Annotated in this window: 27 protein-coding genes, 1 other RNA gene and 2 pseudogenes; 26 read left to right on the top strand and 4 right to left on the bottom strand. The window is 40.1% G+C overall.

The genetic code is table 11. The annotated features are described in order from the left end of the window. Positions 1-7: 7 nt before the first annotated feature. Positions 8-1483 carry an RNA polymerase factor sigma-54 gene (gene rpoN / locus IPL35_10785; protein MBK8443853.1) on the bottom strand — a complete coding sequence of 492 codons (1476 nt, stop codon included), beginning with the start codon at positions 1481-1483 and terminating at the stop codon, positions 8-10. Positions 1484-2062: 579 nt separating this feature from the next. On the opposite strand from rpoN, the pseudogene IPL35_10790 reads away from it, so the two are divergent. From IPL35_10790 to secY, 26 genes and pseudogenes are all read left to right on the top strand, one after another. Continuing rightward, positions 2063-3585: pseudogene (locus IPL35_10790) on the top strand (asparagine--tRNA ligase). Between the two features lie 473 nt (positions 3586-4058). Beyond that, the gene (locus IPL35_10795; GenBank protein MBK8443854.1) at positions 4059-4478 is read left to right on the top strand and encodes a 30S ribosomal protein S12; all 420 of its coding nucleotides are present in this window, start codon (positions 4059-4061) and stop codon (positions 4476-4478) included. Between the two features lie 48 nt (positions 4479-4526). Continuing rightward, positions 4527-4994, top strand: coding sequence for a 30S ribosomal protein S7 (rpsG, locus tag IPL35_10800; protein ID MBK8443855.1), 468 nt, complete (start codon positions 4527-4529; stop codon positions 4992-4994). A 32-nt stretch (positions 4995-5026) separates the two neighbouring features. After that, positions 5027-7150 (top strand): elongation factor G, encoded by a 2124-nt coding sequence (gene fusA / locus IPL35_10805; GenBank protein ID MBK8443856.1) that lies wholly within the window; start codon positions 5027-5029, stop codon positions 7148-7150. Between the two features lie 14 nt (positions 7151-7164). Further along, positions 7165-7470 (top strand): 30S ribosomal protein S10, encoded by a 306-nt coding sequence (gene rpsJ / locus IPL35_10810; GenBank protein MBK8443857.1) that lies wholly within the window; start codon positions 7165-7167, stop codon positions 7468-7470. Positions 7471-7478: 8 nt separating this feature from the next. Further along, on the top strand, positions 7479-8096 hold the full coding sequence (gene rplC, locus IPL35_10815) for a 50S ribosomal protein L3 (GenBank protein MBK8443858.1): 618 nt from the start codon (positions 7479-7481) through the stop codon (positions 8094-8096). Between the two features lie 15 nt (positions 8097-8111). After that, positions 8112-8726, top strand: a complete 615-nt coding sequence (gene rplD, locus IPL35_10820; protein ID MBK8443859.1) for a 50S ribosomal protein L4 — start codon at positions 8112-8114, stop codon at positions 8724-8726. Positions 8727-8767: 41 nt separating this feature from the next. Further along, on the top strand, positions 8768-9061 hold the full coding sequence (gene rplW, locus IPL35_10825; GenBank protein ID MBK8443860.1) for a 50S ribosomal protein L23: 294 nt from the start codon (positions 8768-8770) through the stop codon (positions 9059-9061). 64 nt (positions 9062-9125) lie between these two features. Continuing rightward, on the top strand, positions 9126-9959 hold the full coding sequence (gene rplB / locus IPL35_10830; GenBank protein MBK8443861.1) for a 50S ribosomal protein L2: 834 nt from the start codon (positions 9126-9128) through the stop codon (positions 9957-9959). Between the two features lie 2 nt (positions 9960-9961). Next, positions 9962-10231 (top strand): 30S ribosomal protein S19, encoded by a 270-nt coding sequence (gene rpsS / locus IPL35_10835; protein ID MBK8443862.1) that lies wholly within the window; start codon positions 9962-9964, stop codon positions 10229-10231. A 16-nt stretch (positions 10232-10247) separates the two neighbouring features. Next, positions 10248-10625, top strand: a complete 378-nt coding sequence (rplV, locus tag IPL35_10840; protein ID MBK8443863.1) for a 50S ribosomal protein L22 — start codon at positions 10248-10250, stop codon at positions 10623-10625. A 19-nt stretch (positions 10626-10644) separates the two neighbouring features. Next, on the top strand, positions 10645-11469 hold the full coding sequence (gene rpsC, locus IPL35_10845; protein ID MBK8443864.1) for a 30S ribosomal protein S3: 825 nt from the start codon (positions 10645-10647) through the stop codon (positions 11467-11469). 127 nt (positions 11470-11596) lie between these two features. Further along, positions 11597-12016, top strand: a complete 420-nt coding sequence (rplP, locus tag IPL35_10850; GenBank protein MBK8443865.1) for a 50S ribosomal protein L16 — start codon at positions 11597-11599, stop codon at positions 12014-12016. Positions 12017-12037: 21 nt separating this feature from the next. Then, complete coding sequence (gene rpmC / locus IPL35_10855) at positions 12038-12247, top strand: 50S ribosomal protein L29 (protein MBK8443866.1); 210 nt, start codon at positions 12038-12040, stop codon at positions 12245-12247. Between the two features lie 30 nt (positions 12248-12277). Then, positions 12278-12535 (top strand): 30S ribosomal protein S17, encoded by a 258-nt coding sequence (gene rpsQ, locus IPL35_10860; GenBank protein ID MBK8443867.1) that lies wholly within the window; start codon positions 12278-12280, stop codon positions 12533-12535. A 125-nt stretch (positions 12536-12660) separates the two neighbouring features. After that, positions 12661-13029 carry a 50S ribosomal protein L14 gene (gene rplN / locus IPL35_10865; GenBank protein MBK8443868.1) on the top strand — a complete coding sequence of 123 codons (369 nt, stop codon included), beginning with the start codon at positions 12661-12663 and terminating at the stop codon, positions 13027-13029. Positions 13030-13037: 8 nt separating this feature from the next. Beyond that, on the top strand, positions 13038-13379 hold the full coding sequence (gene rplX / locus IPL35_10870) for a 50S ribosomal protein L24 (protein MBK8443869.1): 342 nt from the start codon (positions 13038-13040) through the stop codon (positions 13377-13379). An 11-nt stretch (positions 13380-13390) separates the two neighbouring features. Continuing rightward, complete coding sequence (gene rplE, locus IPL35_10875; GenBank protein MBK8443870.1) at positions 13391-13948, top strand: 50S ribosomal protein L5; 558 nt, start codon at positions 13391-13393, stop codon at positions 13946-13948. A gap of 47 nt (positions 13949-13995) precedes the next feature. After that, positions 13996-14264: pseudogene (gene rpsN, locus IPL35_10880) on the top strand (30S ribosomal protein S14). A 75-nt stretch (positions 14265-14339) separates the two neighbouring features. Next, positions 14340-14747 (top strand): 30S ribosomal protein S8, encoded by a 408-nt coding sequence (gene rpsH, locus IPL35_10885; protein ID MBK8443871.1) that lies wholly within the window; start codon positions 14340-14342, stop codon positions 14745-14747. 53 nt (positions 14748-14800) lie between these two features. Continuing rightward, positions 14801-15358, top strand: a complete 558-nt coding sequence (gene rplF / locus IPL35_10890) for a 50S ribosomal protein L6 (GenBank protein ID MBK8443872.1) — start codon at positions 14801-14803, stop codon at positions 15356-15358. Between the two features lie 90 nt (positions 15359-15448). Beyond that, positions 15449-15802 (top strand): 50S ribosomal protein L18, encoded by a 354-nt coding sequence (rplR, locus tag IPL35_10895; GenBank protein MBK8443873.1) that lies wholly within the window; start codon positions 15449-15451, stop codon positions 15800-15802. Positions 15803-15843: 41 nt separating this feature from the next. After that, positions 15844-16365 (top strand): 30S ribosomal protein S5, encoded by a 522-nt coding sequence (gene rpsE / locus IPL35_10900; protein ID MBK8443874.1) that lies wholly within the window; start codon positions 15844-15846, stop codon positions 16363-16365. A gap of 157 nt (positions 16366-16522) precedes the next feature. Next, the gene (gene rpmD / locus IPL35_10905; protein MBK8443875.1) at positions 16523-16702 is read left to right on the top strand and encodes a 50S ribosomal protein L30; all 180 of its coding nucleotides are present in this window, start codon (positions 16523-16525) and stop codon (positions 16700-16702) included. A 7-nt stretch (positions 16703-16709) separates the two neighbouring features. Beyond that, positions 16710-17159 (top strand): 50S ribosomal protein L15, encoded by a 450-nt coding sequence (rplO, locus tag IPL35_10910; protein ID MBK8443876.1) that lies wholly within the window; start codon positions 16710-16712, stop codon positions 17157-17159. Between the two features lie 139 nt (positions 17160-17298). Further along, complete coding sequence (secY, locus tag IPL35_10915) at positions 17299-18648, top strand: preprotein translocase subunit SecY (GenBank protein MBK8443877.1); 1350 nt, start codon at positions 17299-17301, stop codon at positions 18646-18648. Positions 18649-18754: 106 nt separating this feature from the next. On the opposite strand, the gene IPL35_10920 is transcribed toward secY, so the two are convergent. The 3 genes from IPL35_10920 to ffs all read right to left on the bottom strand — a co-directional run bounded on the left by IPL35_10920 (position 18755) and on the right by ffs (position 21668). Continuing rightward, a complete protein-coding gene (locus tag IPL35_10920) occupies positions 18755-19480 on the bottom strand; it encodes a response regulator transcription factor (protein ID MBK8443878.1) in 726 nt (241 codons plus the stop codon). Positions 19481-19632: 152 nt separating this feature from the next. After that, entirely contained in the window at positions 19633-21360 is a 1728-nt protein-coding gene (locus IPL35_10925) for a PDZ domain-containing protein (GenBank protein MBK8443879.1), read from the bottom strand. 210 nt (positions 21361-21570) lie between these two features. Beyond that, an RNA gene (gene ffs, locus IPL35_10930) (signal recognition particle sRNA small type) lies at positions 21571-21668 on the bottom strand. Positions 21669-21718: the final 50 nt, after the last annotated feature.

The raw sequence follows: 21718 nt of genomic DNA on the forward strand, positions 1-21718 counted from the left end.
TTGAATTTTATAGCTCTTTGCGCAAGCGTGCCACCGGAATATTAAGCTGTTCGCGGTATTTGGCTACGGTGCGGCGGGCAATGTTGTAACCTTTTTTGATAAGTGTTTCGGTCAGTTTTTGGTCGGATAAAGGTTTGCGCTTGCTTTCGGTGCTTACCAAATCTTTTAATATTTTTTTAACCTCCAAAGTAGATACTTCATCGCCTTGCTCGGTGGATAGCGACTCGGAAAAAAATGATTTGAGCCGAAATGTGCCAAATTCCGTTTGTACCCATTTGCTGTTGGCTACTCGCGAAATCGTAGAAATATCCAATCCGGTTTTGTCCGAAATGTCTTTCAGTATCATGGGTTTGAGGCGGGTTTCGTCGCCTGTATAAAAATACGCAAACTGATAGTCCAAAATTGCTTTCATCGTTTTGTACATCGTTTGCTGGCGTTGGCGAATGGCATCAATGAACCACTTGGCAGAGTCTATTTTTTGTTTGATAAACATCACTGCTTCGCGTTGCTGGCGGTCTTTGTTGCGCGAACGGTCGTAAGCACGCAGCATTTCTATATAGTGGCTGCTGATGCGCAACTCCGGTGCATTTTTGGAGTTGAGTGTCAATTTTAATTCACCGTCATCATTTAAAATAATGAAATCAGGAATGATGTAATTTTCTACCTTGGCTCCGCCTGCATAGCCGCTTGCGGGTTTGGGATTGAGTTTTAGTATTTCTTCTATCACATCTTTGAGCTCATCTTCCGAAATATTCAGATGCCGCGCTAATTTGTGATAGTGTTTTTTTGTAAATTCTTCAAAATGATGGGTCAAAATTTCCTGCGCCATCTCAATATGAATACGGTGTCCTTCTTCTCTGCGGTGCAACTGGATAATCAAAGACTCCTGTAAACTACGCGCTCCCACACCTATTGGCTCAAAACTATTTTGTATAACTTTCAAAATTCGTTCAATATGTCCTGTACTGGTATCTACATTGTGCCTAAATGCCAAATCATCAATGATTGCTTCTAAAGGGCGGCGCAAATAACCGTCATCGTCTATGTTGCCGATAATTTGTTTCGCAATTTGCTTGTCTTCGCCGTTGATGTTCAATAAATTAAGCTGTTGTAGCATGTACTCATGAAAAGTATCCAACATCGGCAGGGGCAAATAGCGATAACCTTCCTCATCGTTATTGTTTGCATTGTCGTGGTCGGCACGGCTTTTATACGAACTATCCATCAAACTTTCATTTGACAAATGATCACTCATATCTACATGATTCAATGTGGTGTAGGCATCTATATCAATGGCTTCGTTTTCGGAGTCGTTGTCTTCTTCACCGGACATTTCGTTTTCATCTAATGCCGGATTTATTTCTAATTCCTCCTTGATACGTTGCTCCAAAGAAGTAGTAGGTATTTGCAACAACTTCATCAGTTGTATTTGTTGCGGCGAAAGTTTCTGGACTAAACTTTGTCCGAGTTTCTGTTTTAGCATGGAGCGAGAGTAGAGTTGTATCGTTATAATAAAAGTTTTTAGAGTACTTTTTGCTTTTATCAAATAATATGCCAAAAATAAATGTTTTAATTCAAAAAAACAAGAAAAAATATTTTATTACCTTATAGTCGGTTTGGAATGGTAGTTGATTTATTATGAGAAATCTTTTATAATAAGACGTTAATTTTTAAAAAGTAACATACTTGTAAAAAAATAATATGACATATTGTGTCCTATCTTTTTCAACAGTAAATATATCAATAATCAATGATAATTGGCATTGATTACCTATGCTACAATTGTTGAATAAGCATTATATTAATTGTTTTTTTACTTTAAATGTTTCAAAATGTTTCAAAGTAAAAATTATAATAATATAAAAAAATAAACACTTTTTACATAAAAAGCATCACCTTTGCCCTGCTTTTTTTCAACAGCTGCTCTGTATTTGGTATTATTGTGCCTGTTTTTGTATCGAAAAAAACGGCTCTTTAATTATTCCGGTTCGGCTTTTAATTGACTTTATTTTTTAAAATATACTTTATTTACCCATTTATTTATATCAGTACTTAATAATTTATGAAGCAGGTTTATATTGCTCAACTTGCAGCACACGAAAACGAAACAGTGCATTTAAAAGGATGGCTGGCGAATAAACGCACCGGAAAAGGTATCGCTTTTTTGATTATGCGCGACGGCTCGGGATATTGCCAATGCGTAGCAGAAGAAAGTTCTTTAAACACTGATGATTTTGAGGCTGCTAAACGCATTTCTTTGGAGAGTTCGCTTGAAATTACGGGGCTTGTACTCAAAGATGAACGGCAAGAGGGTGGCTACGAAATTAGGGTGCAATCCATACAAATTTTGCAACAAGCCGAAGAATATCCTATTGCCAAAAAAGAACACGGTATTGATTTTTGCTCGATAATCGCCATTTGTGGCTGCGTTCACGCAAACAATGGGCAATTATGCGCATTCGCAATCGTGTCAAGTATGCGATTTATACGTTTTTCTATGAGCGCGGTTTTGTTCAGATAGATACGCCTATCTTCACCGGAAATGCTGCCGAAGGCACTACTACCCTCTTCGAAACCGACTACTACGGGCAGCCCGCTTATTTGGCGCAAACCGGACAACTCTATGGCGAAGCGGCGGCTATGGCACACGGAAAAATTTATACTTTCGGTCCTACCTTTCGTGCCGAAAAATCTAAAACACGCCGCCACCTTTCCGAGTTTTGGATGATAGAACCTGAAATGGCTTTCCATGATTTGGAAATGAATATCGATATGATAGAAGATTTTGTACGTGCCATCGTCAACGATGTGTATCTGCATTGTCGTAGCGAACTGGATATATTGGAGCGCGATACCAAATTGTTCGAAAGTATCCACCAGCCGTTTCCGCGTATTCCTTACGATGAGGCTGTGCAGATTATTCGCGGCGAGCGCAACGTAAATGGTAAAAATGCGTTGGAGGCTTTTGAAAACGACCTGAAAGAGTTGGAAGAGAAAGCCGCCGCCGCCCGTCAGGAAATTGCAGAGCGCGAAGATGCCATCAAACAACCCGGAACCAAAGCAGGTGTTATTAATTTTAATCAGAATAAAATTGATAAACTCAAAAACGACCTCAAAGAATGGGAGGAAAAAATGCGCAATATTCCACAATGGCTGCAATCGGCACGCAACTTTGAACACGGCAACGACTTGGGCGGCAGCGACGAAACCGTACTGACGCGCCTGTTTGATACGCCCGTATTTGTTTATAATTGGCCCGCCGCCATCAAAGCGTTTTATATGAAGCGCGTAGAAGGAAATCCCGATTATGTAAAAGGTGTGGATTGCTTGGCTCCCGAAGGCTTTGGCGAAATTGTAGGCGGCAGCCAGCGCGAAGAAGATATAGAGTTGCTCAAAGCACGTATCCGCCACGAAGGGTTGCCAATGGAAACTTTTGAATGGTATTTGGATTTGCGCCGCTTTGGTTCTGTGCCGCACAGTGGTTTTGGATTGGGCTTCGAGCGGCTTATTATGTGGCTCACCAACTGCCAGCATATCCGCGAAACTATTCCGTTTCCGCGCTACTACGGCAGATTGTTTCCATAATAAACCAATTTAATTGTATTTAAAACGACATTTCCTATTCGGGGAATGTCGTTTTTCTTTTACTACATACATATATAATATAAATTCTGTTTTTGCCCTTTTTTACCCCAAAAACAAATGTATTTTTATAATTTGCCCCTTTATTTTGATATTATATTTTATTTGTGTAAAAAAATATTAAAAAAAATTTGTTTTAATAAAAAACACTGTTTAACTTTGCGCCTCAATTTGAGCATAAGGTCTTTCCAATATCTTAACGTGTAAGATTTTTCGCTTGTAAATTAATGGAAGCATTTGTCCTTGACAAAATAAAAAATAAAGCCTTCCCTCTTAATTCAATTACAAGAAACATTGAAACCAAATTTTTTTGTTTTCAACTTCGCTTTCCTGTTCTTTTAAGAGGTTAATGTGCCTAACATTTTTTTGCTTTTGCAAATACTTCCCGTCAGTTAAAAAAAATATTAACCTCAACAATGCCTACCATACAGCAACTTGTAAGAAAAGGTCGCACTACTACAGAAGTGAGCAGTAAATCGCGTGCGTTAGATGCCTGCCCTCAAAAGCGTGGCGTTTGTACTCGTGTATATACTACCACTCCCAAAAAACCTAATTCCGCTTTGCGCAAAGTAGCCAAAGTACGCTTAACCAACCAAATTGAAGTAATCGCCTATATACCCGGTGAAGGACACAACCTTCAGGAGCACTCTATTGTGCTCATTCGCGGTGGTCGTGTAAAAGACCTTCCGGGTGTGCGTTATCATATTGTGCGCGGCACTCTGGATACCTCTGGTGTTGCCAACCGCAAAAAAAGCCGCTCCCTCTACGGCGCAAAACGTCCGAAACCCGGACAAGTTGTGGATCCTAAAGCCAAAGGAAAAGGCGGTAAAAAATAAAAAGCCGTTCAGTTAAAAGCAGTTTTATTGTAAAAACGGAATTAAAAAATGAGAAAAGCAAAGCCTAAAAAAAGATATTTGGCGCCCGACCCCCGCTACAGTGATGCCTTAGTTACTCGTTTTATCAACAACTTGATGTACGATGGCAAAAAAAGCGTAGCTGCTTCTGTATTTTATGAAGCATTAGATGTCGTAACTCAAAAAACCGGTGAAGAAGGTTACGAAGTGTTTAAAAAAGCACTCGCCAACATTATGCCGCAGGTGGAAGTACGCAGCCGCCGTATCGGAGGTTCTACTTTCCAGATTCCTACCGAAGTACCCCAAGATCGCAAAATTGCCGTAGGTATTAAATGGCTCATCACCTACTCGCACAAAAGAAGCGGAAAATCTATGGCTGAAAAATTGAGCAGCGAAATTATGCAAGCTGCCAAAAATGAAGGTGCAGCCGTGAAGAAAAAAGAAGATACGCATCGTATGGCTGAAGCCAACAAGGCTTTTGCTCATTTTAGAGCGTAATTTTTTGATAGCAAGTTTATTTTTTAATAAAAATGGCAAGAGATTTAAGATATACCCGAAATATAGGAATTGCTGCTCACATTGATGCCGGCAAAACCACTACTACCGAGCGTATTCTCTATTACACCGGTAAAACCCATAAAATTGGTGAAGTACACGACGGTGCTGCTACTATGGACTGGATGGTACAAGAGCAGGAGCGCGGTATCACTATCACCTCCGCCGCTACCAAAACCGAGTGGCGTTATAAAGACGATCTCTATACTATCAATATCATTGATACCCCCGGTCACGTGGATTTTACCGTAGAGGTAGAACGCTCTTTGCGTGTGCTGGACGGTGTGGTGGCTTTGTTCTGTGCAGTGAGTGGTGTAGAACCTCAATCTGAAACAGTATGGAGACAAGCCGACCGCTACAAAGTACCGCGTATCGGTTTTGTAAATAAAATGGATCGCTCCGGTGCAGACTTCTTTGAAGTAGTACGCCAAGTGCGCGAAATGTTGGGCGCAAATCCTGTGCCTTTACAAGTGCCTATCGGAGCAGAAGATACTTTTAAAGGTGTTGTGGATTTGATTAGCAATAAAGGTATCGTATGGCACGCCGAAACACAAGGTGCTACTTATGACGTTGTGCCTATTCCTGACGACATCAAAGATGATGTGGCTCACTGGCGCGAAAAACTCATAGAAGCCGTTGCAGAATTTGATGACCAGATTTTGGAAAAATTCTTTGATGATCCGGATTCTATCACTGAAGAAGAAATCAAAGCAGCTATTCGCCAAGCTACCATCAATATGAAAATTATTCCGATGATGTGCGGCTCGTCTTTTAAAAATAAAGGCGTACAATATACTTTAGATGCTGTAGCTTCTTATTTGCCTTCGCCGATGGATGTTGAAGCCGTAGAAGGAACAAACCCTGATACTGGTGAAACCATCTTCCGCAAACCTAATGCAACAGAACCTTTTGCAGCTTTGGCTTTCAAAATCGCTACCGATCCCTATGTAGGACGTTTGGCATTTTTTAGAGTATATTCAGGTCGTTTAGATGCAGGTTCTTATGTGTTGAATACGCGCAGCGATAAAAAAGAACGTATTTCGCGCATTTATCAAATGCACGCCAATAAACAAAACCCTATCGAATTTATCGAAGCGGGTGATATAGGAGCAGCAGTAGGTTTTAAAGAAATTCGTACCGGTGATACCTTGTGCGAAGAAGCAAATCCTATTGTGCTGGAGTCAATGCAGTTCCCTATACCGGTAATCAGTATTGCTATTGAGCCTAAAACTCAAAAGGATTTGGATAAATTGGGTATGGCACTCAACAAATTGGCGGAAGAAGACCCTACTTTTAAAGTGTCTTTTGACGAAGATACCGGACAAACCATTATCAGTGGTATGGGTGAGTTGCACCTTGAAATCATTGTGGATCGTCTCAAACGCGAATTCGGCGTTGAATGTAACCAAGGTGCACCGCAAGTAAACTACAAAGAAGCTATCACACAAGCCGTTCAACACCGCGAGTTGTACAAAAAACAATCGGGTGGTCGTGGTAAATATGCCGATATTATTTTTGAATTGATGCCGGCTAAACCTGATGAAAACGGTAAAGTTGAAGAAGGATTGCAGTTTGTAAATGAAATAGTAGGTGGTGCTATCCCGCGCGAATATATCCCTTCTATAGAAAAAGGATTCCGCGAAGCAATGTCCAACGGTGTATTGGCAGGCTATACGATGGACTCTTTGCGGGTACGTTTGCATGATGGCGGCTTCCACGCAGTGGACTCTGATGCCTTCTCTTTTGAGCAAGCCGCAAAAATGGGCTATCGCGAAGCCGCTCGTAAAGCAAGACCGGTATTGTTAGAGCCGATTATGAAATTGGAAGTGATTACACCCGAAGAAAATACTGGTGATGTGGTAGGTGATATTAACCGCCGCCGTGGTATTATGGAGGGTATGGATATGAAAGCAGGTGCACAAGTGATTAAAGCTAGAGTTCCTCTCTCGGAAATGTTCGGCTATGTAACTGCTTTGCGTACCATTACTTCCGGACGTGCTACTTCTGTAATGGAATTTTCGCATTATGCCGAAGCTCCTACAAATATTGCAGAAGCTGTTATCGCTAAATCTCAAGGAAAAATTAAAGTTGAACAATAGTCGCTTATTTTCTCATGACACAAAGAATCAGAATAAAATTGAAGTCGTATGACCACAACTTGGTGGACAAATCGGCTGAAAAAATAGTGAAAACTGTAAAAGCTACCGGAGCCGTTGTAAATGGACCCGTGCCGCTTCCTACTCACAAGCGTATTTTTACCATTTTGCGCTCTCCGCACGTTAATAAGACTTCACGGGAGCAGTTTCAGTTGAGTACTTATAAAAGATTGCTTGATATTTATAGTTCAACTTCTAAAACTATTGACGCATTGATGAAACTGGAATTGCCCAGCGGTGTTGATGTAGAAATTAAAGTGTAATTAATATTATGATAGGAATAATAGGAAAAAAAGTTGGTATGACCAGCATTTTTCAAGCAGACGGCGTTTATGTCGCTTGTACCATCGTTGAAGCTGGACCTTGTCCTGTAACGCAAGTAAAAACTGACGAAACGGACGGTTATAATGCCATACAGGTCGCTTTTGATGATGCTAAAGAAAAAAATGTTCCCAAACCGATGAAGGGGCATTTTGCCAAAGCAAACGTAACCCCTAAACGTAAAGTGATGGAGTTCCGAAATTACAATACCGTGCCTGCTTTGGGCGATGCTATCAATGTTGAAAATTTTGTAGAAGGAGATAAAGTAAGTGTAGTAGGTGTGAGCAAAGGAAAAGGTTTTCAAGGGGTAGTAAAAAGACACGGATTTGGTGGTGTAGGTGAAAGCACACACGGACAACACAACCGTGAACGTGCACCTGGTTCTATTGGTGCTTGTTCATTCCCTTCGCGTGTGTTCAAAGGCAAACGTATGGCGGGAAGAACCGGCGGTGAGCGTATTAAAATTAAAAATTTAGAAATTATTAAAATCTACAGAGACGAAAACCTCCTCCTCATCAAAGGGGCTGTTCCGGGTGCTAAAGGCTCTTATGTAGTAGTTGAAAAATAATTACGGATATTGACCATGACTATAGACATTTTAAATACACAGGGAACATCAACCGGCAGAACGGTTGAATTGCCCGATGCTATATTCGGTATTGAACCAAACGATCATTGTATTTACTTAGCCGTAAAACAATATCTCGCCAACCAACGTCAGGGAACGCACAAATCCAAAGAACGCAGCGAAGTGTCGGGTTCTACTCGCAAATTGCATCGCCAAAAAGGTACGGGCGGCTCTCGTAAAGGAGACATCAACAACCCGCTTTATCCGGGTGGGGGACGTGTGTTTGGTCCAAAACCCAGAGATTATCGCTTTAAATTAAATAAAAAAGTGAAAGAATTGGCACGTCGCTCCGCATTAGCTTACAAAGCGCGTGAAAATAATATCATTGTTGTTGAAGACTTGAATTTGAATCAGGCAAAAACCAAAGATTTTTATACTATTGCTAAAAATTTAGGTGTAGTTGGTAAAAAATTCCTCTTGGTTACGAAAGATATAAATCCTAATGTGTATCTGTCGGCTCGCAATATTCAAAATGCGCAAATAATGACAGCCGGTGCTTTAAATACTTATCAAGTAATGAAAGCGCATTCGCTTATTTTGTCGGAAGGTGCTATCAGTTTGATACAATAAAAATTACTCATTTTAATAAAACGAGCAATAATAAGATGTCTATTCAAATCATTAAAAAACCCATTATCAGTGAAAAAATGGATAAAATGGGTAAAAAAATGAACCGCTACGGTTTTATCGTTCATAAAAAAGCCGATAAGCCTGCTATCAAAGCAGCCGTAGAAGAAATGTTCGGAGTGCAGGTCGCAGCAGTAAACACAATCATTGAACCAGCAAAAACTAAACGCCGCTATACGCGCCGTGGTATTTTGGAAGGCTCAAAACCCTCCATCAAAAAAGCCATTATTACTTTAAAAGAAGGTTTTACCATTGATTTATATTCAGGCGGTGAATAATTTTTAACATTCAAAACTAAGTTTTTCGAGCAGCACGCAGCATCGAATTATATATTTTAATTACATGGCAACTAAAAAATTTAGTCCAATTACTCCGGGTTTGCGCTTTCGCGTAGCAGTAGATTTGTCGGAATTGTCAAAAGTAGCTCCCGAAAAAAGCCTCTTGCAGCCTTACACCAAAACTGGCGGTAGGGGTAAAGACGGCAGAATGTCCACCCGCAATGTTGGTGGTGGTCATAAAAGAAAATACCGTATTGTGGATTTCTTGCGCAATAAGCACGGTGTTCCTGCTACTGTGAAAACTCTTGAATACGATCCTAACCGTTCGGCTTTCATTGCTTTGGTGAGTTATGCCGATGGCGAAAAACGCTATATCTTGGCTCCCGAAGGCTTAAAAGTGGGCGATACCGTACAATCCGGTGAAAATATAGCCCCTAATTTAGGCAATACCTTGTTGTTGCGCGATATTCCACTTGGTACGGTTATCCACAATATTGAAATGCAACCGGGCAGAGGAGGAGTAATGGCAAGAAGTGCTGGTACTTATGCGCAGGTGGCAGCCAAAGATGGCAAATATGTTGTTATTAAATTGCCTTCAGGCGAAACTCGTATGATTCTCCATACTTGCTTGGCTACTGTCGGTACTGTTTCTAACCCTGATCACGGATTGAAAATTTTAGGTAAAGCTGGACGCAAACGCTGGGAAGGCAGAAGACCTCGTGTGCGTGGTGTAGCGATGAACCCTGTGGATCACCCGATGGGTGGTGGTGAAGGAAGAGCCTCTGGCGGACACCCGCGCTCTCGTACTGGTTTGTATGCCAAAGGTCAGAAAACACGCAATGCCAATAAAGCGTCTTCTAAACTTATTATTGCACGTAAAAAAAATGCTAAAAAATAACAATGGGAAGATCTCTTAAAAAAGGACCTTATGTGGCTTATCACCTCCAAATTAAAATTGATAAGCTCAATGAGTCAGGTAAAAAAAATGTGGTTAAAACTTGGTCGCGCCGCTCTTTGATTACGCCCGATTTTGTGGGACACACTTTGGCGGTGCATAATGGAAATAAATTTATTCCGGTGTATGTTACCGAAAATATGGTAGGGCATCGTTTGGGTGAGTTCTCACCTACACGTACCTTTAAAGGACACTCATCTAAGAAACAAAAATAATTTTAAATAATAACTCATGGAAGCGATTGCAAAGCTGAAAAATTGCCCCTCATCGCCACGAAAAATGCGTTTGGTTGCTGATTTGGTGCGTGGTATGAACGTTGAAAAAGCTTTATTTGTATTGAAATATAGCAATAAACAAGCAGCACGCGATATAGAAAAATTATTGCTCTCTGCCGTTGCCAACTGGACTGTTAAAAATAACGACAAAAGCATTGATGATGTTGATTTGGTGGTGAAAAGAATTTTTGTGGACGGCGGCAGCCAGATCAAACGCTTTCAAACCGCTCCTTTCGGCAGACCGCGTAAAATCAGAAAACGCTCTAACCATATCACTATTATTGTTGATGGTGCGACTGCGGAACAACCCCAAAAAGTATCTTCTAAGAAATAATACAACTCTGTAAAATTATATGGGACAAAAAACCAACCCTATAGGTAATCGTTTAGGCATCATCAGAGGCTGGGAATCCAATTGGTACGGCGACTCTAAAGATTTTGCTACTAAATTGGTAGAAGATGAAAAAATCCGCCAGTACCTCAATGCTCGTATCAGCAAAGGTGGTATCTCTATGATACAAATTGAGCGCACGCTCAAACGTATCACTGTTACTATTCATACTTCTCGTCCGGGTATTATTATCGGAAAAGGCGGTAATGAAGTAGATAAAATTAAAGAAGAGTTGAAAAAACTCACCAATAAAGAAATTCAAATTAATATCAGCGAAATCCGCCGCCCTGAATTAGATGCCAATATCGTAGCTGAAACTATTGCTAAACAATTAGAAGCGCGTGTGAATTTCCGCCGTGCCATCAAAATGGCGATAGGTTCTACCATGCGTATGGGTGCCGAAGGTATTAAAGTGCGTATTTCTGGTCGTTTGAATGGTGCAGATATTGCCCGCAGCGAGGAATATAAAGAAGGAAGAACTCCTTTACACACCTGGCGTGCAGATATTGATTATGCTTTGAAAGAAGCCTTGACAGTGTATGGTTTGATTGGCGTGAAAGTGTGGATTTGTCGTGGCGAGAAATATGGGAAAGTAGATTTGTCGCCTGTAACAATAGCACCTAGCAAAGGTTCTTTTGGTGGCGGTGATGGTGGTAATCGTGGAGACCGCGGAGACCGTGGTGGCAGAAAACGTCGTGATGGCGGCGGCGGCGGTCGTGATGGTGGTGGTCGTGGTGATGGCGGTAATCGCGGAGACCGTGGCGGCAATCGTGGCGGCAAGCGTTAATTTTTTAATGGATATTTTTTATTTTATATTATATATAGCGCAATTTTGTTGGAATTAACAGGTAAATGAAAGACATCTCTTTTTTTTGATGCATCACACTTTCATTACCACCAAATTTTAAATCATTATGCTTCAACCCAAACGTTCAAAATATAGAAAACAGCAGAAAGGCAGAGTAAAGGGTATCGCCCATCGCGGAGCTACCATCGCATTCGGTTCTTTCGGACTAAAAGCTACCACACAAGGTTTTATTACTTCAAGAACTATTGAGGCGGCTCGTATTGCACTCACCCGTTTTATGAAACGCGAAGGTAAAGTATGGATTCGTATTTTTCCTGATAAACCGATTACCGCTAAACCCGCTGAGGTGCGTATGGGTAAAGGTAAAGGTGCACCCAGCCATTGGGTAGCTGTTGTAAAACCCGGCAGAATTTTGTTTGAAGCCGATGGCGTATCACCGGAAGTGGCGCAGGAAGCTTTCCGTTTGGCTGCTCAAAAACTTCCTGTACTCACTAAATTTGTAGTAAGACCGGATTACGGTAATTAATCTTTATATATTCAAATTTCCATGGCAAAACAAAATATTATTGATTTTAAAGGAATGTCGCAAGAGGAGCTGCTTCAATATGTGAAAGGCGAAAAATTGCGCTTGCAAAGAATGACATTCAACCATAGTGTTACTCCTATGGAAAATCCTACCCAAATCAAAGCCTTGCGCAGAGATATTGCGCGTGCCAAAACTGAAATGCGTGCTCGCCAGCTCGCTGCTCTTAAATAATTTTTAAGCCTATATTTTTACATATATATTATGTTAGATAGAAAATTAAGAAAAACCCGTGTCGGCATCGTAACAAGCAATAAAGCCGATAAAACTATTACGGTATCTATTGAACGGAAAGAAAGACACCCTTTATACGGAAAATTTATTAAAAAAACCAAAAAGTTTCACGCACACGACGAAAAAAACGAATGTAACGAAGGAGATACTGTGCGTATTACGGAAACACGCCCTTTGAGCAAAACTAAAAGATGGCGTTTGGTGGAGATTGTAGATAGAGCCAAATAATATTTTTTTTATTTGCTCCTATATTCCCGACACCTTTTGATTTTTTTATATTTTTCATAATTTTATTATCAAAAGAGAACGATTGTTCTGTTTGTCATACAACAACGATTTTAATTTAATAAACCATGATACAGCAAGAATCCAGACTGAAAGTAGCGGATAACAGCGGCGCAAAAGAGGTGCTTTGCATCAGAGTGTTGAAAGGAACACGTGCTCGCTATGCTAGCGTAGGCGATAAAATTATTGTAGCAGTAAAAGATGCACTGCCCGGTGGTGCCGTGAAAAAAGGTGCCGTTTCCAGAGCTGTGGTAGTACGCACCAAAAAAGAAGTGCGCCGCAAAGATGGTTCTTATATCCGCTTTGATGATAATGCCGTTGTTATTTTGAACAACCAAGATGAACCGCGCGGTACCCGTATTTTCGGTCCGGTGGCTCGCGAATTGCGCGACAAACAGTACATGAAAATCATTTCCTTAGCACCTGAAGTATTATAAAAAATACCATGAAAAACGAAGCAAAGAAAACATTCAAATTCCATATCAAAAAAGGAGACACCGTGAAAGTAATTTCAGGTGACGATAAAGGTAAAACAGGAATTGTCTTGCACGTAAACAGAGATACTTACCGCGCTATCGTGGAAGGATTGAATATGGTAACTAAGCACCAAAAACCAACAGCCGCCAATACTGCAGGCAGCCGTGTACAGTTGGAAGCACCTATTCATATTTCTAATTTGATGCTGGTAGATGCTAATGGCGTTGCCGGTCGTGTTGGTCGTAAAGTAGTGGACGGCAAAAAAGTTCGCTATTCCAAAAAATCAGGAGAGGTTATTATCAATCAATAGAACATTATCTTATGAGTAAAGTAAAAATAGAATCGCGTTTGCGTAAAAAATACCAAGATGAGGCGGTGGCAAGCCTGATGGAGCAATTTCAATATAAAAGCCCAATGGAAGTGCCTCGCTTGAAAAAAATATGCTTGAATCAGGGAATGGGTATTGCCGTTTCTGATAAAAAAATGATTGATGCCGCTATTGACGAAATGACGGCTATCACCGGACAAAAAGCTGTTTCAACTCGCGCTAAAAAATCTATCTCTAACTTTAAATTGCGCGAAGGAATGCCTATTGGTGTGCGTGTTACTTTGCGCCACAATAATATGTGGGATTTCTTGGATAGATTTGTTTCTATTGCTTTGCCTCGTGTACGCGACTTTCGCGGTATCAACGATAAAAGCTTTGACGGACGCGGAAACTATACCATGGGTATCACCGAGCAAATTATTTTCCCTGAAATCAATTTGGATAAAGTACCCAGAATTTCAGGATTTGATATTACTTTTGTAACCTCTGCCAAAACCGATAACGAAGCATTTGCTTTGTTGAAAGCTTTGGGATTGCCTTTTAAAAAGTAACCTTATTTTTATTTTTTTGACTATCACCGAATTGTTTTTTATATACAATGTCTAAAGAAAGTGTAAAAGCGCGTCAGTTGAAACGCGAAAAAATAGTGGCTCAATATGCCGACAGAAGAAAAAAATTAAAAGAAGAAAGTAATTGGGAAGCTTTGGACAAACTCCCAAAAAATGCTTCGCCTGTACGTTTGCGCAATCGCTGTAAAATTACCGCAGACCCCGTGCTTATGTACGCTTTTTCGGAATTTCAAGGATTAAATTGCGCGACCTCGCCAATGCAGGTAAAATACCCGGCGTGGTAAAAGCAAGCTGGTAATCTTTTTTTTAGTATCATTTTTTTCTATCTATTTAGGATTTTATATATATCAAACGGTAAAATTTAAATATATCTATGTCAGCAGTTACCGACCCTATTGCCGATTATCTTACCCGAGTGCGCAATGCCATTATGGCAAATCACCGTATTGTAGAAATTCCGGCTTCTAACCTTAAAAGAAGAATTACCGAAATTCTTTATGAACAAGGTTATATCTTGAAATACAAATTTGAAGGTACCGAAAATCATCAGGGGCTTATCAAAATAGCCCTTAAATACGACCCCGTTACCAAATTGCCGGCTATCCGCGAAATCAAACGCTACAGCCGCCCCGGCTTGCGCCAATATGCCAAATCTACCGAGATTCCGCGCGTTATCAACGGCTTGGGTATCGCTATTGTATCTACTTCGCAAGGCGTGATGACCGATAAAGAAGCTCGCGAACGCAAGGTGGGCGGCGAGGTGCTTTGTACGGTATATTAATTTTGATAAAAACGGTTTTTTTAAAAACAACAACTCAGTAAATAACTTTTTATATGTCACGTATCGGAAAATTACCCATTACATTGCCGAACAATGTCAATGTAAGCGTAAATAACAATAATGTAGTTACCGTAAAAGGACCTAAAGGCGAATTAAAACAAGCCTTGAGCAATGGAGTATCTGTGAAAGTGGAAGACGGTGTGCTTACCGTAGAACGCGGCAATGACCAACAACAAACCAGAGCATTGCACGGATTGTACAGAGCATTGCTCAATAATATGATTGTGGGGGTATCCAACGGATATAAAGTAGAGTTGAACCTGGTAGGTGTGGGGTATCGTGCTACGAATACCGGTCAGTTGCTTGAACTTACACTTGGTTATTCGCACCCGATTATGTTTGTATTGCCTCGCGAAATAAAAGTAACGACTACCGCCGAAAAAGGTCAGGCTCCTGCTATTATTTTAGAAAGCAACGATAAACAACTGCTCGGACAAATTTGTGCAAAAATACGCGCATTTCGCAAACCTGAACCTTATAAAGGAAAAGGTATTCGCTTCAAAGATGAAGTATTGCGCCGCAAAGCAGGTAAAACCGCATCTAAAAAATAATTTCATATATTACCATTTCCGATTTATTCAATTTTTCTTTTTATTGGAACGGTATTTCGGTTGGAATCGAAATAAAATATTATCATCAACATGGCAACTCTAACGAAAAAAGATAGAAGAAAAAAAATTCATTATAAAATCCGTAAAAAAATAAGCGGTACCTCACAACGCCCGCGCTTGTCGGTGTTCAGAAGCAATAGTGATATTTATGCACAGGTAATAGATGATACGGCAGGACGTACTATCGTTTGTGCTACCTCTAAGGATAAATCTATTAGCGAAGGCACTAAGTCGGAGCGCGCTAAAAAAGTGGGACAGATGATTGCCGAAAAAGCAAAAGCAGCTGGTATTGATACTATCGTATTTGACCGTAGCGGTTATTTGTATCACGGTAGAGTTAAAGCTTTGGCAGAAGGTGCACGCGAAGGCGGATTGAATTTCTAATTTTTATTTTATAAAATTGCTATAAAAACGAATTATATCTCGTGAAAGTAGAAGCACAAAAGGTAAAGCCTACCGATATAGAAAATTTACAAGACCGCGTGGTAGCGGTAAATCGTGTGGCGAAAGTAACGAAAGGCGGTAGAACTTTTAGTTTTGCAGCGATAGTGGTGGTGGGTGATGGCAACGGCTCCGTGGGACACGGCTTGGGCAAAGCACGCGAAGTAACTGATGCTATTACTAAAGGTAAAGATGCCGCTATTCGTAATATGATTAAAGTTCCTGTTATCAATGGCACTATTCCGCACCCGCAAAAAGGAAAATTCGGTGCAGGTAAAGTATTGTTGCGCCCCGCCGCTAAAGGAACTGGTGTTATCGCAGGTGGTGCGATGCGTGCCGTATTGGAAAGTGCCGGTATCCACGATGTAATCGCAAAATCTATGGGATCTTCTAATCCGCATAATGTTATTAAAGCTACTTTAGATGCTTTAACTTTGTTGCGTAGCGCAAAATCGGTGGCTAAAGACCGCAATATTTCCTTGCAAAAGGTTTTTAATGGTCACTAATTTAAAATAATATCTATTGTATTTTTTTGCTGCATTACAAAACTGAATACAAACATTCATTGTATTGAATTTTTTTTCTTTATTTGCGTATTATAAGCAGTATCAGAGAAAGAGCAGCAGCTTATGTTTTTATAAAAAATTAGACTCGCAACCAATAATGGCACAATTAAAACTTACACAGGTTCGTAGTTCCATCAAACGTCCGCACACACAAGTAAGTGTGTTGAAAACTGTAGGATTGGGACGTATCGGAAAAACTGTTATCGTCGAAGATAGCCCTTCCATTCAAGGCGTTATCGCTAAAATAGGTCATCTTTTAAAAGTAGAAAAGATTTAATTTTGATATGAAATTACATACATTAAAACCCGCCAAAGGCTCTGTTCGTGATAATAAACGCAAAGGTAGAGGACAAGGCTCTACTTTGGGAAATACCTCCGGACGCGGACATAAAGGTGATAAAGCTCGTTCAGGTTCCAAAGAAAAAAAGGGATTTGAGGGCGGTCAGATGCCTTTGCAACGCCGTACTCCAAAGCGTGGATTCAATAGTTTGTTCCGCACCGAATATGTTGGCATAAATTTGGATAAGGTTCAAGAATTAGTAGACAAATACCAATTGCGTGAGTTTAGCTTCGATAAGTTACGCGAATTAAAGTTAGTTAAGCAAAGTGATAAAGTTAAAATTTTAGGAAGAGGCGAGTTGAAAGCTAAAGGTGTGCAGTTTAATGTACACGCTTATAGCGAAGCTGCTAAAACTGCTATTGAAAATAGCGGTGGTGCTGCTAATCTTCTTTAAAATTGAGATGTGTTTCCAAAGGCTTAATTTATTTTATAAATAATATTGTATCCTATCGAAGTCCTTGTCATTGTTTTGGCAAGCAGGGGCTTCGGTTTTTTTCTTTTAATTTATATTCAAATTTGCACAGCACTTTTGTATGACAGGATTTATTAATACCTTAAAAAATATTTGGAAAATTGATGAATTGCGCAACAAGATTATCTATACCTTGTTGCTTCTTCTCATTTATCGAATAGGTACCTATGTGGTATTGCCCGGTATCGACCCTAACCGTTTGGCTGATTTTAATGCCAACCAAAATGACGGCTTGTTGGGATTGATTAATATGTTTGTAGGAGGCTCGTTTTTGCGTGCTTCCGTGTTGGCTTTGGGCATTATGCCTTATATCTCGGCATCTATTGCTATGCAATTGCTCACCTTGGCAGTGCCTTATTTCCAAAAAATTCAGCGCGAAGGAGATAGTGGACGTAAAAAAATTACCCAATGGACTCGCCTTTTGACTGTGGCAGTAGCTGCTTTTCAGGGCGTGGGTTATGTTACTTTCTTGAAATCTACGGTGGGTAATGCCGTTACTCTCAATAATACTTTCTTATTTACCCTTTCAACGATGGTAGTGCTCACCGCCGGTACGCTTTTTTGTATGTGGTTGGGTGAGAAAATTACCGACAGAGGTATCGGCAACGGAACTTCTATAATTATTATGGTGGGCATCTTGGCACGTTTGCCTTTTGCTTTTATGGCAGAATTAGGTGCTAAAACCGCTAAAGGAGGCGGTGGATTGGTGTTTTTCCTCTTGGAATTGGTGCTTTGGTTAGTAATTGTTACAGTGTGTATTTTGTTGGTGCAGGGTGTGCGCAAAATTCCGGTGGATTATGCCCGCCGTGTATTAGGTGTGCGCCAATCTACCAGTGGGGCACGTCAATATTTACCTTTGCGCGTAAATGCTTCCGGTGTAATGCCTATCATTTTTGCCCAAGCATTGATGTTTATTCCTACTTTTATTGGGCAATATTTCCCTAATAGTTCTTTGGGACAATCTTTGGCGAGTGGTCAGTTTTATTTTTCGTGGTGGTATAATTTATTGCTCTTTTCATTAATTGTAATTTTTACTTACCTCTACACTGCCCTTATCATTAATCCGACCCAAATGGCGGAAGATATGAAACGCAACAATGGTTTTATTCCCGGAATTAAACCCGGACAGCAAACTGCCGAATTTATAGATACTGTTTTGTCGCGTATTACTTTGCCCGGAGCGGTATTGTTGGGCTTTATTGCTATTTTTCCTACCGTTGCCAGAGCTATTGGTATCAATACTCAGTTTTCACAGTTTTTTGGTGGCAGTTCTATTCTGATTGCCGTAGCTGTAATGCTGGATTTGTTGCAACAAGTAGAAAGCTATTTGCTGATGCGCCATTATGATGGTTTGATGGAGGGCGGACAACGTATTCAAGGACGTAATGCTATGAGTAATGTAATGCCTTAGTGTAAAAGTTTTTTAATAAAAAATTTACCTATAAAAAAACTGCTGTTTGGATAACCAAACAGCAGTTTTTTTATATGAATCAGATTGTTTTATCCTTTTTTCTTCATTAGTTGTCTTCGGACACAACCATTAATTTATAGCCTTTTCCATGAATATTTTTGATTTGGATATTCGCATCGTGGGAAAAATATTTGCGCAATTTGGTAATATATACGTCCATACTGCGTGCGGTGAAGTAATTGTCTTGTTTCCAGATGCTTTTTAATGCCAAATCGCGCGGCATAATATCGTTGATGTAATCGCCGAGCATTTTGAGCAAAGCGGTTTCTTTGGTTGTGAGGCTGATGCTCGGCTGATTGGGAAAAGATAAACTTTGTTGGTTTACATCAAACTGGTAATTGCCAATTTGGTACAATATTTTTTCGTTGCTGCTATGAAAACGTGAACGGCGCAAAATAGCCTCTATGCGCAGGTGCAACTCCTCCATACTGAAAGGTTTGGCCATATAATCATCGCCGCCGATACTCAAACCTTCTATACGGTCGTCTTTGGCGGAGCGTGCTGTGAGAAAAATAATCGGTAGCTCACTGTCGTTTTCACGGATAAGTTTTGCCAACTCAAAACCGTCCATTTTCGGCATCATTACATCAAATATCGCTAAATGAAATAACTCCTGCTGATAACTGCGCCACGCCAAATCTCCGTTTTCGCAAAGTTTTACATCATAGCCTTTGATGGTTAAATATTCTTTCAGCAAAGCCCCCAAATTATGATCGTCTTCTGCCAGTAATATTTTTATTTTCATATTGTTTTTATCGGTGTACACATTCATATATCTATTTTTAGATTTTTTTTGTGGTTTAGTTTACAAAGAGGATAATTTTTAAAATTTTGTTTTTTGTTATATTATCTGTTATATTTTGTTTTTTTGACAATAAACTTGCCACAATTTATATTTTATGCCGTTGTACAGTGTCGGCTATTTTATTTAAACGGAAAAGTTATCAAAAAATTACTTCCTTGTTTTACTTTGCTTTTTACTTGTATATCGCCCTGATGTGCCGTTATCATTTGTTTTACATAGCTTAATCCCAAGCCAAAGCCTTTTACATCGTGCAGATTGCCGTGCGGCTCGCGGTAAAAGGCTTCAAAAATCCGCTGTTGTACGTCTTTATTCATTCCTATTCCTTTGTCGCTCACCTCTATAGCAATGCCGGTGGGCGTATTGTATGTGGTTACGCTAATATCCAGCGCGGTGGGGCTGTATTTGATGGCATTATCCAAAATATTGGAAAAAATATTGGATAAGTGCAAACGGTCGGCTTGAATAATGGAATGTTGTGCCTCAAATTGTGTGTGTAATACTCCGTTTCTTTGCTCTATCACCAGCATCAGCGGCTTTATGAGGGCGTTTAATACTTCGTGTACATCTACCGCTTCTATGTTTAGTTTTATTTCGCCGCGCTCCAAACGCGCAAATTGTAATACCTTTTCTATTTGTGATGCCAAGCGGTTGTTTTCATCGTGAATGATGCCTAAATAACGATTGAGCATGGCAGGTTCTTTTTGAAAAGATTTATCCAAAGCCATATCCGTTGCCAAACGAATGGTGGCAACCGGTGTTTTTAGCTCGTGCGTCATATTGTTGATAAAATCTGTTTTTAGCTCCGAAATCTTTTTTTGATAAAAAAGTGCGTACAGCGTATAAGCAAAACACGAAATCAATAAGCCGATGAACAGCAAAGCCAACAAAGGCAGGGCTAAATTGCTTTGTTGGAGGTATTGTTGCTCTTGATGAAAATAAACGTTTAAATGACTGGGGGGTTGGCTTAAATCCAAAGGGAAAAGATTAATCTGATATACTTTATTATCGCGCTGTTGTGGGTTAAATGCAGCACTTTGCTGTACGGTTTCGGTGTAGTTTTGGGCAATTTCCCATTCGGGTTTTATGCGAATACCCTGCGTTTTAAATTCTGTTGTAATCAGCGAATCCATGTTGATGTTGTGGCATACTTTATCCCAAATGCTCCGCTGAGGATTTTCTATTAAATTTTGTAAAATATTACTCAAATCGCCAAGTTCGCTGCCCAATGCCTGATCTAAGGAGTCGTGCGCATCAATCGGCATTTGTACATTTAAGTCTTGTAACTCAACCGGATTGTTGGGGCTGATCAGTTGTGTTTTTTCGGGGTTGCATCGCCTTTCGTATGCGATAGAAATGGGATTTTTGTGGTAGCTCAAACGATTGAGCAGTTCGCGCACCTGCAATACCGAATTTACAGGCTGTTGATTGATGCTCGTGATAATATCTCCATTACGCAGCCGCGCCATTGCCGCCGGACTGTCGGCATATACTTCTTTTACATACACACCATAAGCCCCTTTGAGGTCTAACTCCGGCGGAGCATCTTCTAAATCCGATAAACTTAAACCCAAAAATCGCTGCTTGCCGCTATTGGGAGCTTTTTCATCAAGTTTCTCCTCGTTGAAATCGGATAACTCCACTTCACTTTTCATAAAACCATACGCTTCGCGTGCTTCTAATTTTCGCGAAATGCTTTGTAAAGTGCCATACACCGTTCTTTCAAAATGCTCCTGATTCAGTAAAGCTGCTTTATCTAACCAATACAATTGGATAGTCGCTAATCCGAGCATAGCAAAAGATGCTAAAATGATGATGATGTAATATTTACGGCGACTATTGAGCGACATATCAGTCAGAGTATAATATATAGAAGTCAGCAGTAAGTTATTAACGAGTGAATGATTTTAAAGGTTTAGTGTATTGCTTTAAAACGTACTAAAAAATATTAAAAAAATAAACTTTTACAATATAAACTGCTATTGTGCAAACTTGTGGCTTGTTTGCAAATAATATATTGTGCTGTAAAATATGGGGAATAAAAAAAGAGGAAAAATAAAAAATGGCAGAAACCTATATCACACCGCTCAACCATCTCTCCTTGCTGCCTTCCAGCCCTGGGGAATTGAAACAGGAGCTGGTCGTATAAGCTCTGCCGCCGCAAAGATAGTATCTTTTTTTTCGTGCCTGCAAGTATTTTTGTAAAAA

The organism is Sphingobacteriales bacterium, assembly GCA_016711285.1.
Classification (GTDB): domain Bacteria; phylum Bacteroidota; class Bacteroidia; order Chitinophagales; family UBA2359; genus JADJTG01.